7 protein-coding genes and 1 tRNA gene are annotated in these 14974 nt (G+C 60.4%); 7 read left to right on the top strand and 1 reads right to left on the bottom strand.

Annotation, left to right across the window (positions count from 1 at the left end):
• The first annotated feature begins 373 nt into the window (after window positions 1-373).
• Window positions 374-709 carry a hypothetical protein gene (locus tag QW379_07810; protein ID MEM2870304.1) on the top strand — a complete coding sequence of 112 codons (336 nt, stop codon included), beginning with the start codon at window positions 374-376 and terminating at the stop codon, window positions 707-709.
• Window positions 710-975: 266 nt separating this feature from the next.
• Here the strand turns inward: QW379_07810 and QW379_07805 are convergent.
• A tRNA-Val gene (locus QW379_07805) sits at window positions 976-1048 on the bottom strand.
• Between the two features lie 382 nt (window positions 1049-1430).
• On the opposite strand from QW379_07805, the gene QW379_07800 reads away from it, so the two are divergent.
• From QW379_07800 to QW379_07775, 6 genes are all read left to right on the top strand, one after another.
• Window positions 1431-7208 (top strand): FG-GAP-like repeat-containing protein, encoded by a 5778-nt coding sequence (locus QW379_07800; GenBank protein MEM2870303.1) that lies wholly within the window; start codon window positions 1431-1433, stop codon window positions 7206-7208.
• Window positions 7209-7510: 302 nt separating this feature from the next.
• Complete coding sequence (locus tag QW379_07795; protein ID MEM2870302.1) at window positions 7511-8401, top strand: hypothetical protein; 891 nt, start codon at window positions 7511-7513, stop codon at window positions 8399-8401.
• Window positions 8402-8733: 332 nt separating this feature from the next.
• The gene (locus QW379_07790) at window positions 8734-11211 is read left to right on the top strand and encodes an ATPase domain-containing protein (protein ID MEM2870301.1); all 2478 of its coding nucleotides are present in this window, start codon (window positions 8734-8736) and stop codon (window positions 11209-11211) included.
• 85 nt (window positions 11212-11296) lie between these two features.
• Window positions 11297-13546, top strand: coding sequence for a PKD domain-containing protein (locus tag QW379_07785; protein MEM2870300.1), 2250 nt, complete (start codon window positions 11297-11299; stop codon window positions 13544-13546).
• Window positions 13547-13632: 86 nt separating this feature from the next.
• Window positions 13633-14616, top strand: coding sequence for a hypothetical protein (locus QW379_07780; GenBank protein ID MEM2870299.1), 984 nt, complete (start codon window positions 13633-13635; stop codon window positions 14614-14616).
• 86 nt (window positions 14617-14702) lie between these two features.
• Window positions 14703-14974 (top strand): zinc ribbon domain-containing protein (locus QW379_07775; GenBank protein MEM2870298.1); only part of this gene is annotated, 272 nt, incomplete at its 3' end.

The raw sequence follows: 14974 nt of genomic DNA, 5'->3' as shown, positions 1-14974 counted from the left end.
GGCAGTCATAGCATAAAAAGAGACTATGAATCGCGCAAATAAAAAAAGAAATATTTTAATATTAAAAAAAACAATAACTTTCATAACGTTATATAAGTTAAATAGGTGTGTTGGTACAAATATTATTTTGAAAAAGCCCTGGGCATCGTCAGCATCCCGGGCAATCTGGGGTGACAGAATGAGTGAGAGGAAGGAGAAGGCGTTGGACAGGCCCTTTGTGCAGGGCCAACTGGGACGAAGTCTTCTAACAGAACGCCCGCAGGATGGGGGCCATGCCAACCGCGCTCTCTTCGACCGCTTAAGTCTTTTAAATGTACCCGGCAAGAAAAGACTTCAAAAAAATATATCAGCAGAATTTAATCATTGAAAAAGGGTGGCAATTATGGGCGTTGACCTTGTACCGAGATTGAAGAAGATGAGGCGTTACGGCATTCACTTTACCGCTGGAGGTGGGGACATGATCGCGTGCTTTATGCTGTTCACGGGCGCCGGCGGGAGCGTTCTGGAAGCGATTGAAAAGAATTACGGATACGTGAAAAAAGCTGACGCCCTTCGGCTGGCTGATAGACTTGAGAGTCTCTATGAGCGTCTCAGGAAAGACGACCTGCGCCCTTACATTGAGCACAGAGCCCCGGTTTCGAAAAAGAAGCTGGAGGCGTTGGTCCTGTCCATTGCGAGGGATATCGGTCTCCCGAAGCCGCCGAAGTAGCTGAGGGACGAGATGGTGGGGGTCATCTCCGACCCTTACTGGGAGCCGCATATTGACTTCCCCGACCTGATAAACCTGTGCCGGAAGGGCGGGGGCTTCTGGTGGTGCTGAGACAAGTGTGAGTTGGCCCATCCGGATTTCCGGGAGACATCTGCCCACGCCGCACATGTCTCCCTCTCTCGGATTTGGTCTTCCCAATCCAGCCACCAAATCCTCGATGAACCGGGGTTCAAATCCGGATTTCGTGAGTCGGTAAAATGGGATAGTGGGCCCATCCGGATTTGAACCGGAGATCTCCTCCGTGTCAGGGAGGTGTCATACCAACTAGACCATGAGCCCACGGGTCTACGGGTCACCGCCGCTGCAGCGCGCCATAATAATCTGCCTGTTCAAATTTCTTTCGGATGAAGATGGGTGATGAAGAGGCTCGAAATGAAACTGATGGGCAGGAAAGACTCGTGTTCGGAGCAGGGTTATTCGTTATCGGTCAATGTGCCTGACCGAGCGGACAGACCGCGAGGACGAGCGTCGGGCACAACAGCCGAGGCCGGATACGGCCGAGGCTGCGAGCCGAACGGAGTCTGGCAAGCACGCTTAGCCATTTTCATCCAATTTTCTCTTCCCAACTTCGGGGAATAAAGAAGCCAGCGGGAGGGCAGTGACTCGTTGGAATTCTTATATTAACTCTTGCCGGTTCCGATAATGTATATATATTACACAATTGATAATTATACGGGTTGATGGAATGAGCCTACGGCTCTTTCTCTGTGCGGCGCTTGCACTCCTCCTCTGTGCTCCCACACTGCCTCCGGTGGGCATCTCCAGCGGGACTGGAGGCAGGGCTCTTTACACAACCCTCACAAGCTTCGATGACGGCAGCACGGAGGTGGTGATGCACTTCTATGAAGCCGGCAGCAACGCCAGCGCTTCCATCTCCATCCCCGCTAGGGCCATAATGAAGCGAGCGACAGTCCAGCTCTGGGGCCACATGCTAGGGACAATGGGCTGCTTTGTTGACGACACCACGGAGGACTTCCTTGCCGGCAACGCGACGAACATCACGGTCCACAACGGCAGCCTTCTCCTCAGGCCATTCTTATCCACCAAATGGTACAACACGGGCAGCAGGCCCTCTTATATCGCCACCGGGGACCTCAACTCCGATGGCCTGACCGATGTTGCCGTCGTCAACTCGGGCTCGGACACAGTCAGCGTCTTGCGGCAGAATAGGACCTTTCGGACTCTGGAGGCCCAGCTCACCTATAATTTCGGTCCAGGACTCGCGGCCGCGGCCATCGGGGATCTCAACGGCGATAGCAGGGAGGACCTTGCCGTCGCCTGCGCGGGTTCTGGGACCCTCGAGGTTCTCTATCAGGCCAGCGACGGCTCCCTGGGCTCAGCGACGAGGTATGTTTCCGGCGGCGGCGCCCGGGGCCTCGCTATCGGCGACTTCAACCGGGACGGGAGAAAGGACGTCGTGGTCGTGAACTCGAACGACGGGACCATCTCGCTCTTCCTCCAGAGCCCCCCGGGGCTGCTCGAGAGAAAGGCCGTGATCCAGGCCGGCTCTGCGCCATGGGCGGTTGCGGCCGGCGATGTGAACCTCGACGGCAAGGACGAAGCGGTTGTTGTCTGCAGGGGCGATAGCACATTGGTCGTTTTCAGGCAGGACCCATCCGAGTTCCTTGTTAGGGATTCAATATACGAGGTCGGCGCGGGGCCGGTCTGCATCGCGATTGGGGACCTGAACCGGGATAGCAGAAAGGACGTGGTAGTGGCCGAGCAGAACTCGAGCTCCATCGGCCTCCTGCTCCAGTCCTCCAACGGCAGCTTAGGCCCGAGAACCGCGGTACCTCTGGATAGCGCACCCGCTTCCGTCGCGTGCGGCGATGTTAGCTATGATGGGAGGAGCGACGTCGTGGCTGCATGCCCAGCCTCCAACCGCACCGTCGTTCTCCTCCAGCAGAGCGAGGGCCTGCTAGCGCCTCCTGACGACTACAGAACAGGCAGCTCCCCCTCCTTCTCAACAATCGCGGACCTCAACCTGGACGGGAAGTGCGATATCGCGGTCGCGAGCTCCGGCGACGGAACCCTAGGCGTGCTGCTGATGAGGCCCACGCCCCCCGCGAAGCTCAACCAAATGGTCTCCTACGCGGCCAGCTCCGCCCCCATCGGACTCGACATCGCCGACCTCAACGCCGACGGGCTCGAGGACGCTGTTGTCGGAAATGCCGGGAGCAACACAGTCGGCGTCTTCTTGCAGGGGCAGGATGGCAGGCTCCAGGCGCAGAGGAGCTACTCCCTGTCCACCCCGCTCGGCCTGACCACATGCGATCTCAACTTGGACGGGAGGACCGACATCATAGGAGCGAGCCAGGGCTCCAACGAGATTGTGATTCTCTACCAGACATCGAACGGCGACTTCACCGGATCGCCGGTCAGGTGCCCCGTGAACCTCTCGACTGGGGGCCTATACATCGTGGACGCTGGCGACCTGAACTCGGACGGCCGTCCCGACATCGCCGTCTCCGGCGTGGTCACGAACCTCGACGAGCCCAATGTTGTGGTCGTCCTGATGCAGAACCCGTCGACGGGGGAGTTCGACACACAGCTAAACCTCACCTGCGCAGGCGCCAGAGGGGTTGCGATCGGCGATGTGAACCACGACGGCAGGAACGACCTCTGCTGCGTCGCCTCCACGGACACGGAGCTCCATATCCACCTCCAGCAGCCCGACGGAACCTTGCGCGCAACGCCCGTGCGCTATTCCACCGATTCCTACCCCCACGGTCTCAGGGTCGCGGACATCAACCACGACGGAAGAAATGATGTCGTTGTGGCGTGCTGGAACGCCAACTCCCTCAATATATTCTATCAGACTGCCTCCGGAGAGCTCGCTCCGAGGAAGGTGCTCTCCGTCTCCAGCCTTGGAGTGGACGTCGAGGTTGGGGACTACGACAGCGATGGCCTGAGGGATCTAGCCGTGAGCCACTACTCCGGCTCGAGCACCCTCAGCCTCCTGAACCAGACGAGGGAGGGGGCGTTTCTGGGCCCGACGAGCCTCTCCACTGGCAACCGACCTGCGATGATCGCGTCGGGGGACTTGGACGGAGATGGGAAGCTCGACCTCGGCGTCGCCAACCAAATCAGTGGGAACATCGGCGTCTTCACTCAGCAATTCTCTGCTGACACGAACGGCATCTATGTATCTAGAACCGTCGAGCTCCCCTACGAGGTCTCCGAACTCACGCCCTCTTGGCTCGCCACCCTCACGGGCACAAACCAGAGCCTCTCGGTCGAGGTGACGAACGACGGCGGAATGAGCTGGACACGAGCCGTGAACGGCCACCCCGCGACATTTGCGGAGCCAGGGCACATTCTGGGCTACAAGGTGGCGATGAGCACGATATTTCTAGATCGGAGTCCACGCCTAGAGAACATGACTATCCATTACATTATGTCTAGTTATCCCGTGGACCCATCGCTGGACATCGGCGATGTGGGCCGGCCGATATGGAGCTGGTCTGGGCCCTTCGGCCCGGACCCGCGCCCCGCGATCATCGACTTCACCGAGAGGGTCAACGCCACCCTCCACACCGTCTCCCCGGGCGGGGACGGGCTCGTGAGAATTCCGATTGTGGTGCGCTCGGGCTCTCTAGGTACCCTCCGCCTCACGAACCTAAGCGTGAGTTACGACTTGGCTCCTGAGAGGCCGGTGCTCCTGGGCCCCGTCGGGGGAGAATTCGTAACCACCCTCACCCCCGCCTTCCGCCTCCTGGCCAACGACAGCGACACGACCGAGCTCCAATTCAAGATCGAGATTTCCACGGACAATTTCACCACATTCAAGGTCCACAGCCAGGTGGTGACAAACGATGGGTGGGACAAGAGCGCCTACAGGCCGGGGGAGCCCGCCACATTCCAGCTGAGCCACTTCGACAGGCTCCAGTCCGATGGACCCTACAGCTGGAGGGCATATGTGTGGGACGGGAGCGTCTGGTCCCCGCCATCGGAGCCGGGCTTTTTCCGCGTTGACACAAGGCCTCCGGTTGCGAGGGTGGAGCAGCTCTCCTCATACCAGAACACCACCAGATTCACAGTCAGATGGAGCGGGAGCGACCCGGAACCCGGCTCCGGCCTCGCACCCACCGGCACGTTCGACGTTCAGTTCAAGGACCGGGAGAGCGCACCGTGGCAGGACTGGCTCACGGGCACGAATCTCACCTCGGCCGAGTTCCCCGGCGCGCAGGGGAGGACCTACTACTTCCAGGTAAGGGCGAGGGACGCGGCCGGGAACACGGGCACCTTCCCGATGGGCAATGGGGACACGCAGACAATGGTTGACGCGACCCCCCCATCCGGGAGCGTGGTTGACGACGGCGACGTGACCCAGGAGCACACACGGCTCCACGCGATATTTTCTTTCTCGGACGTGGAGAGCGGGATAGTCAGGTACGAGTACTGGATAGGGACCGCGCCGGGGAGTTCCGAGAACCTGACCCTGCCTCCCACGGTGACCGAGAGCAGCGAGGTCACCGCCACCAGCCTCTTTCTTTTCAATGGAACCAGATACTATTTCACGGTCCGCGCGCTCAACGGCGCGGGTCTCTGGTCGCAGCCCCAGAGCTCCGACGGAATTCTCGTCCGTCTGAGAGCGCCCGCAGCCTCCGTGACCTACACGGGCGGGGTGCAGGCCGAGCGCCTTATCCACCTCAATCTCGCATCCTCCGACCCAAACCTCGTCGGAATTCTCGACGGGGACCTCGAGTTCCGCTCGGCGCCCGTAATCGGGAGGGCCCCAGGCGAGTGGACTTCCTGGACCGAGTTCGGCCAGGGGGACTGGGGTGAGCCACCTAGCCAAGTGGCACCGCTAGAGTTCGAGGGAGAGCCGGGGAGGTTCTACAGGTTCAGGTACAGGACAAAAGACGCCGCCGGGACCTTCTCGGACTACACTGAGCCGGGGGTCTTTGTCAGAATCAACCGCGCGCCACAGCCCCAAATCGGTGCGAAGAGCCGCGCGGAGGTGGGGCAGAAAATCGCTTTCACGGCCGCGGGCTCCAGCGACGAGGACGGCGACCCGATGCGGTTCACATGGGACTTCGGCGACGGGGCGTGGGGCTACGGGGCGGAGGTCAAGCATTCCTACAAAAAGCCGGGGAGGTACACGGTTACCCTTTACGCCGACGACGGGGTTGAAAACTCAACCACCGCGCTCACCGTGAGGGTCGAGGCCCCGCCATCAGGTGTCAATGCCCTCTACATCGCGCTCCCGGTGGTCGCCATAGCGGCCGCGCTCGCGGGCTTTCTGGTATATGCGGTGGTCTCGAGAAGATCTAGGGCGCGCGCTCAGGCCCCAACGGTTGTGCCGGGAACGGAGTATGTCCCCCCGCCGCCTCCCGCAACGAGAGAGGAAGCGGAGGCGGAGATCGCGGCGGCGAGGAACGCGATAAAGGAGCTCGAGGAGGTTGGGGTGGACACGGTCCGTGCGAGCAGGATGCTCGCTCTAGCGGAGTCCTTCCTCTCTGATGGGAACCCAGACATGGCGGCCCAGTACGCCAGAAAGACGATGAGGCTTGCGAGGGACCAGAAGGAGAGGAAGGAGTCGGAGGTGGACGAGGACACGGCCCGCCAGTTCATCAATCTAACCCAGCGAATGCTCGAGGACGCCGAGGAGGCCGGGCTCGAGGTCAGGGAGGCCAAGAAGCTCTTCGGCCTCTCCATGTCCTTCCTAGCAGAGGGGAACTACGTCACGGGCATGCAGTACTCGAAAAAGGTTCGGAAGATTCTGGCGGAGCTGAGGGAAAGGAAGGCCGTGACGCTCACGAGGGAAGCGGTCGAGAAGGAGCAGGCGGAGGCCGGGAGACTCCTCGCGCTACTGGAAAAAGAGGTGGGGGAGGAGGAGTGGCCAGAGCTTGAGAGGGTGAGGGAGAGCATCGAGCTCTCCCGGATGTTCTTGGAGGAGGGGGACCTGGAGCCGGCGATGGAGGCGGCGTCGAAGGCTAGGGGAGCGGCGAAGGCCCTGAAAGAGGGTGGCAGGCCCCTGAGTCCGCAGGAGTGGAAGGAGAGGCTCAGGGCCCTGAGGGCAAGGCTGGAGGAGCTCAGGGGGGAGGGGCTCAAGGTCTCCGAGCCGCAGAAAATGCTGAAGTTCTCAGAGTCATTTGCGATGTCCGGCAACATGGAGATCGCGACCCAGTACCTCCGCAAGGCCGAGAAGCTGGTCAGGGACATGGAGGAGAGGGCCGGGGCCGAGGCCGTCCCGGAGGAGAAAACGGCAGCGCCTGCCGAGGCGCGGGCGCCAGCGCCGCCCCCTGCCCCAGCACTCTGTCCGGAATGCGGCGAGAGAGTAGAGGAGGACTGGGTGGTCTGTCCGCTCTGTGACCACCCCCTCAAGAACGCGCCGCCCCCCGCCCAAGCCGGGCAGGGCGAAGGTGCCCCAAGGGTGGCGAGACCGGTAGAGAACGGTGGGGAGCCGAGAGTGGCCAGACCAGTGCAGAAGTGAGCTATCCGTGTGGTCTCATGGTGGGCCGAGGAGTGGACAACCCGCAATTCCGGCGGGAAACGGTTGGACACATTCACGTTTGTGGTGATGGACGACATCGCAAAGCATGGTGCCGTCCCCCCCTGCGCGCCTTTTTATAGCCCATAACGGCCTCTTCCAATAAAGCAGGGTTGATGCGGTAAATTATGGAGTGAATCTGCTCTGAAGGCCGAGTGCTGTCGTTTCCATAGGAAATGGAGGTACCAATGTTGGAACTCACGCCGCACAAAAATTAATATCGTCCTCTCGGTATTGAGACGTTTATGGAAGGGGAGAGGGGCGAACCTCCTGAACAAGCCGCTGAGCTTCCGAAGGCCGTTCTTGATTTTTTCTCATCCGGCGAGCCGAGGCTACTAGTCGTGTCAGGGAGGCCGCGGGTTGGAAAAACGATATTTGTCCTCGGACTCGCTGGCTGCATCGCGCCCCCACGCGAGCGCCATATCCTTTTGACAAAGAGGCTGGAGCAGGAGGTGCTCGAGGCCCATCCCTGGGTCAGGGATGCACTCGAGCGGGAGGAGACCGGGGAGGCGCGCGCTACAGCCGTCGCGGGTTCAATGCCCAATGGGACTCCGGAGGATGTGGGGGAGCCGCCGAGGATGAAGAGCGCGAGAGAGCTCTTGGACAAGATTCTTGAGGAGCTCTCCGCGGGGTCTCAGCTCGATACCGCCCTGGAAAAAGCGGTCGGAGAAGGCGAAATCGCGACCCCCGGTGCAGAACGCGCTAGAAGCCCGGCCAGCCCCCCGCCGGACATGAGCGGCGTGAAAAAGGTGCTCGGCGAGAAAGAGGTTCCGGAGCTCGAGCGCCTCTTCCGCTCCATCGACGCTTCTGGAGGGAGGCGGGGCGTGGCCATCGTCGACAGAATCGATAGGCTGGCGGAGAAATACGGAACGAGCCCGGCCGGGCTCTGCAGGGCTCTAAAGGAGGAGATCGTGGGCCGCCGCAGAATTCATCTCATTGTTGTCCCAGAGAAGACGGGCAGCGAGCTTGAAGGCCTCGCCGACGCCGTGGTGAGGCTGAAGGACGTCAGCCAGGGCGATGAGTTCCTTGGCCAGCTCGAGCTGTGGGGGAGTGTAGGCTCGAAGAAAACGCGCTGCATGTACGCGCTGCGGGGTGGCAGATTCATGACCCTCAAGGGAATAGACACCTGGAGTTGAGAGGGGAGGCAGGCCGCGCCGCTGGGCGAAGTCTGGTCGCCCTCCCCGCTCGCCCCAAATTGTGGAGTCCTGAATTAAATCCCTCTCGTTGATTTGAGTTCATGCCCAGGGCTTCCTATGCACCTTGAATTTTCTTGTAAGTTGATATGTAGATGCCTTACCCTTTTCCATCTCCCTGATGAGCCATCTGAACTTTCTCTTTGTGAGCTTCCGCATGTATTGATATGGTTTTAGGGCTCTTTATTTGCCGAGAGGAAGTTATTTCGGGATTCGACAGCCACCGCCACCAATCGAAATTTATAAATAGTACATAAAATAAACATCGAGATGCCGTGCCCGGCGGCGCGGAACCCGGGCCCGAGGGGAGGAAGTTGGTCGGAAAAGTCACCCGAATTCGGACGAAGGGCCACGCTCCAGGAATCCCCCCCGACCACAACGGAATCGGCCGCTATATAGCAGTGCTGCATAGCCATGGGTCTCTTATCCGTGCCACGGCGTCGCGCAGGTCTTTGCAGGCCGGCAGGACTGAGAGGGACGGCAGAGTGGAGGAGCTCCAGCACGCGCTGGACAGCGAGACCCGCCAGAGGCAGGAGCTCGCGGCCTCTCTGAAGAGGGCGGAGGACGAGCTCCAGCAGCTCAGGCAGAGAACGGACCGGGGAGGCGGAGCGAATGGCCTCACGCTGGAGGAGGAGCTCAAGGCGAAGGAAGAGGAGCTCAACAGAATCAAGAGTGACTATGCGACAAAGATGAAGAACTCCCTCGCGCTCCAGAGAATCAAGTACGAGCGAGAGATCGATGCCCTCCGGAAGGAGCTCCGCAAGCTCACGATGGGGCGCGACGAGGTCACAGAGGAGCTCTCAAAGAGGGAACAGGAGCTGACCGAGAGGGAGAACCGGCTCAAGCACCAGATAATGGAGCTGAACGAGCAGCGGAGGAAGCTCGAGGCTGATGCCGAGCAGCTCAGGAAGGCCAGCGCAGCCCTAGCGAAGCCCTCCCCGGAGCTCGAGGAGAGAATTCGAAACCTAGAGAACGAGGTCCTCCGCTACAAAACGAGCCTCGAGGTCAAGACCGAGGCCCTCAAGCGAGCCGAGGAGCAGCTTGCGGCCAAGGAGGCTGAGTTCAAGGACTACATGGCCAAGATGGAGGAGCAGCTCAAACAGAACGACTTGAAGGCCGAGCTCGAAAATGTGAAGAAGGGCTCCATCGCCATGATGAAGTACATCACCAGCCTCCAGCAGAAGAAGCAGGAGGAGGAGTTCAAGGCGATTCGGAAGGCGCTCGAGAATGAGATTCAAAAGAGGCTGCAGATAGAGGAGGAGCTGAGGAAGAAGGAGGAGAGCTTGGCGGCGCGCCAGAGGGCGCTTGGGGCGGAGATAGAGCGCGTTGCCTCCACAAGTAATGTGGACCTAGAGGCTGTGCGCAGGCTAGAGGCCGAGCTCCGGATGAGGGAGGAGGAGGTCAGGCGCAAGGAGGAGGCACTGACGCAGAAGGAAAAGGCGCTGGTCGAGAGAATCAAGGGTCTGGAGGGCGAAATTCAGAAGAAGATTCGCGATGGAAGAATGCTGGCGGACATCAAGAGGGAGTTCGCGCTAAAGGCCGAGGAGCTCAACTTGCTTAGGATGGAGCTCAAGCAGAAGGAGGAGGAGCTTCAGGCGCGCGAGAGGGCCCTGAACGCACGAGCCCCGCCCCCGGCCGGGGTGCCAAAGAACGTCGAGGCCGAGCTCAAGCGCCTCAGAGATGAGCTTGCATCGAAGGAGGCGGAGCTCAAGAGGCTCACCGAGCCCATCAAGTACAAGGAGCAGGAGTTCCTCAGGAGAGAGGAGGACCTCCGATACAGGGAGGAGCTGCTGAAGAGAGAAATGCTGAAGCTCGAGGAGGCCCGTAAGCAGCAGGCGACCATCGAGGAGAGCGAGCTGAAGAAGAGGCTGGAGGCGCTGGAGGAGCAGATAAAGCACAAGGAGGAGGAGATAAAGAGCAGGGAGAGCTACCTAAGGAAGAAGGAGGAAGAGCTCCGCCTCAGGGAGTCGAGAGTGATATCGAAGGAGATTCAGGCTAGGGAGGAAGACCTCAGGCTAGAGGTCTCGTCGGAGAAGGCCAAGACGGGCAATAGCCGCCTCGACGACCTCCTAATGGGCGGAATTCCGTTCGGGTCGAACGTGCTCTGCATAGGGCCGCCGTTCATCGGCAAGGAGGTGCTCGTTGCGCGATTCCTCCTCGAGGGCCTCCAGAAGGGGATTCCGGCGATCGTCGTGACGACCGACATCTCCCCACAGGAGATAAGGGAGGAGCTCAACGCCATCGTTCCCGGAACCCAAGAGTTCGAGAAGCTCGGCCTGCTCAGGTATATAGACGTCTACTCGAAGAGCATGGGTCTCGCTGAGGAGGACCCCGCCACGATATACGTGGACTCCCCGACCGATTACGCCGGGATAACACGGGCGATAGAGATGCTTTCGAAGCAGTTCAGGGAGAAGAGTACGACCTACAGGATGGCGGTGAGGTCGATATCGACACTGGTCACCTACTCCGACCCAACCTCGACCTATAAATTCCTGCAGATGACCACGGGCCGGGTGAAGCGCGCCAAGGTCGTGGCGATGTACACGATGGACAGAGGAATGCACAGCGAGACCGAGATACAGACCCTCGCCCACCTGATGGACGGCTCGATCGAATTCAAGACAGACGGTGTCAAGACCTACCTCAGCGTGCAGGGCCTGACAGACGTCCAGTCCCGCGCTTGGATTCAATACACCTACACCAAGAAGGGGCTGAATATCGGCTCCTTTGCCCTGGACCACATCAGGTGATGTGCAGAGGGCGGCGGCTCAGGAATGGTTCAGGAATGGTTTTAAGACAGCACTCCGATTCACGTCAATACGAGGAGGAGTAAAAATGGTCACCGGAAGCCGCAGAATTCTGATAGCATTGATGAGCGCCGCGCTGATTCTCACGGCATCGGCGGCTTGTCTAGAGAGCCCGCCCCAGCCACTGAACAAGCCCCCCGTCGCTAGAATCGGCTCGCCGGTCGAGAACGGTAGCTACGAGACTGGTCAGGAAGTCGTCTTCGACGGGAGCGGAAGCTACGACCCCGAGAAAAAGCCACTCACATTCAAGTGGGACTTCGGCGACAACACCACCGCCTCCGGAAACCTCACAAGGCATGCCTACGCTCTCCCGGGGAAGTACGTTGTAACGCTCGAGGTGAGCGACGGGAGGAAAAGGGGAATCGACAGGGTCACGATTCACGTGGCCCAGGCCAACCGGCCGCCGGTGGTCAGCTTTAGGACTAGCACCTCCACGGCTTCGAACGAGGAGGAGGTGGAGTTCAATGCGACCGAAACCCGCGACCCGGACGGAGACGCGATGGTTTTCAGATGGGATTTCGGCGACAACTCCAAGGCGGAGGGGGCCGTAGTCAGGCACATCTTCACAAAGGTCGGCATTTACAACGTGACCCTGACGGTCTCGGACGGGAAGACTCAGGCGAGCGGCGTCGCGGCCATCATCGTCTATCAGGCCAACCGGCCCCCCATGCCCGTGCTCACGGTCTCCGCCCCCGCCGCTTTTCTGGGCGATGAGCTCGAGTTCAACGCCTCCGCCTCCACGGACGAGGACGGAGACACGCTCTCGGTCCACTGGGACTTCGGCGACGGGAGCTCGGCCGAGGGCATGGTGGTCAGGCATGCGTTCTCCTCCCCGGGCGAGTTCAACGTGACCGCGACCGTGAGCGATGGAAAGCTCTCGCGAAACGGGACACTCTCTGTTGCCGCGCTGCCGAGGGCCTCCATCCTTATCGACTGGAACCAGAGCGACTACGGGTACATCGTGAGGCTGGAGGCCCCTGTCGATTCAACCAATCTCTCATTCATGGTCGTCGATGATTCCGGCGAGCGCGACGCTTCTCCGAACGTGACCGCAATCTCAGCGACTGAGTACAGGGTAAGGCCCTCAGTTGCGCCGGTTGTCGGGAGGACACTGACCATCACCGTCCTTTATCTCGATAGGCCGGTCGGGAGCCGGGTACTGCACATCTACGAGAACTCCCCATTCCCGGGCCGGGACCTCACGGCCGAGTACACAATGGAACTCCGTTACAGGACCACTGGCGAGATGAATGAGGAGTGTCTGAACCTTACCAGCCGGGCCGAGATTCAGGTCCGGGGCCCCTCGGCAAAGTATAGGGTGTTGATCGTCAACGGGACCCAGTGGGCGAGGGAGGTGGACGAGGAAGGCAACGTTATGTTGGGGGAGAGCGTGATTGTGGGCTGGATGGACCGGAGCCTCTTCTGGGGGACCGAGCTCAACTCGAGTATGGAGATGGCCGGCAGCGGGAACATGAGTTCGTGGAACTCGACGGGGGTCGAGAGGGCCCGCCTCTACGGAGAATCGGTGATGAGGACGGTCAACGACAACCGGACCTATATATACCAGTCAATGAGGGGCAATCAGGGCTTCTTCAATCTGACATGCACGGTCGAGACCCTCGGCATCGAGGACCACGCCAACGGGAACGGCAGAATCTACCGTTGTATAAAGACCAGAACAAATGTATCCGGGGATGGCTTCTTAGACACTGGTTTCGGGGTTGTGCATCTGATGGTCTTCAACGAGACCATCGCGTGGCAGGTGTGTGAGGAGCGCTACAGCAACACCACGATATACATCCAGTTCGAGCAGAATATGTATCTCGTGAACGACACATCTGGCGAGTGGACGTGGCTCGACGATGAGAGCGTTTCCGGAGAGCGCTACGAGGACTCGAACGGCGACGGTGTCTACAACCCCGACCCGGTGCCGCTGGATCTTGACGAGGCCTTCACCTTCCACGGGCCGATGCCCCGGGAGCTCGCCGTCGGAGACAGAATCGTGGGCGTGAATAAGTACGGTGTCCGTCTACAGCTCGAGGTGACCGAGGAGGGGGTGAGAGTGGTGGAGGGCTCCGAGTGCGGGGTGGTGAAGATTGTGACGGTCTACTCCTCGGCCTCGGGCAACGCCACGGGCACGGCGACGAGCTGGGTGGTGTCGGAGGGGAACCTTACGGGGCTCGTTGTCGAGTCCTTAGAAAGGAAGAGCTGGATGGGCGAGATTGCGACGGAGACTAATGAGATGACCATGAGACTCGAGCGGGTGAGGGAGGACTGAGGCAGCGCCACTAGGCCGGAGCCCCTCTTGGGGGAGGCTCCGGCGGAGGATGGAGGGGGGATTCAACGCACGAGCTCGCGGAGGTGGTGAGACGGATATTCGTCTACCACGGCTTCGATGTTGAGGCCGAGAATGGGCTCCGGGCCCTGAGGGCATGCCGGGGCGGGATGGAGGTCCGGCTGGAGCTTGTCGAGAGTGGGGGCGAGGTCGGGGAGGAGGAGCTGTCTCGGCTGATATCTGGAAAGACCGGCCCGGGCAAGACAGTGGTCATATCGCTTGGCTGCTTCTCCGCCGGCGCCCGGCGGCTGGCCGAGGAGAGGGGTGTCCAGCTCTGGGACAGGGGCCGGGTCGAAGAGGAGGCAGGGCGCGTGATCGTGGCGGAGCTCGACACCCGCAGGGCGAGGCTGCCCGAGGACAGCCTGCTCGAAGCGCTTCTCGGGCGGAGAGGGGCGAGAGAGGAGGAATTCCGGGAACCCTCTCCAGAGACCCCTCCAATAACGATGGCGGGGGGGGAGGCGATGGTCAGGCCGAGGGTCACGCTCGAGGAGGCGCGGCGGCTGGCCGGAGAGCTTCTAGACTGCGCTTTTCGATTCGACCTCCGCTTCATGCCGTACTACTGCTTCAGCTACTCCGTTGATGCAAAGAACTCCGACCTCCCGGGCCACCGGAGCGCGGGCGTGGTTCTCGTCAACGGAATGAGTGGAGAGGCATCCGAGTGGAGGGGGCGGGAGCCCCTGAGCCCGATGAGCGAGGATGTGCCCCGGCTCGAGCCCGCAATTGAGCAATCGCGTGCAGAGGATAGAGCGCGGGACCGCGTGGTCGAGCTCTCGACTCGGGTCATCCATACGAAAAGAGAGAAGAAGAATGTGACGATTTACGAGAAGAAAACGGTTAGGCCCTCGCCGGAGGCTGTGCGGCTAGAGTTCAGGGGCCTACTCTACCTCCCGGTTTGGTGCATCGAGGGGAGCGATGGAGCTATTGTCCTTGACGCCCTTGAGGGAGGGGTGCTGAGGCGCGAGCTGCTCCACCCACCGACTGGTGAGGCCGCTGGTGACTCCATGAAGGTCTGAAGCCAGTTTTTTCCTCTCAGTCGGGCGAAAATTGTCAATTTAAGTAACTTTTATATTATAGCAATGTCATTCCATAAAAGATAACGATGGCTGAGGAAGATGAATTTGAGTGCCCTGAATGTGGAGCGACTGTTGGCGAGGAGGACACGAAATGCCCCAAATGCGGCGTCGAGTTCGCCACGGAGGAAGAAGGAGCTGAGAAGGAGGAAGAGGAGGCGGAAGAAGAGGGTGAGGAGGAAGAGGAGGCGGAAGAAGAGGGTGAGGAGGAAGAGGAGGCGGAAGAAGAGGGTGAGGAGGAAGAGGAGGCGGAAGAAGAGGGTGAGGAGGAAGAGGAGGCGGAAGAAGAGGGTGAGGAGGA

The organism is Thermoplasmata archaeon (assembly GCA_038851035.1).
Lineage (GTDB): Archaea > Thermoplasmatota > DTKX01 > VGTL01 > VGTL01 > JAWCLH01.
This window is presented reverse-complemented; position numbering and strand designations above follow the sequence as displayed.

Coding starts and splice junctions, on each gene's coding strand:
- QW379_07785 (MEM2870300.1), top strand. CDS start 11,297: ATGGTCACCGGAAGCCGCAGAATTCTGATAGCATTGATGAGCGCCGCG.
- QW379_07795 (MEM2870302.1), top strand. CDS start 7,511: ATGGAAGGGGAGAGGGGCGAACCTCCTGAACAAGCCGCTGAGCTTCCG.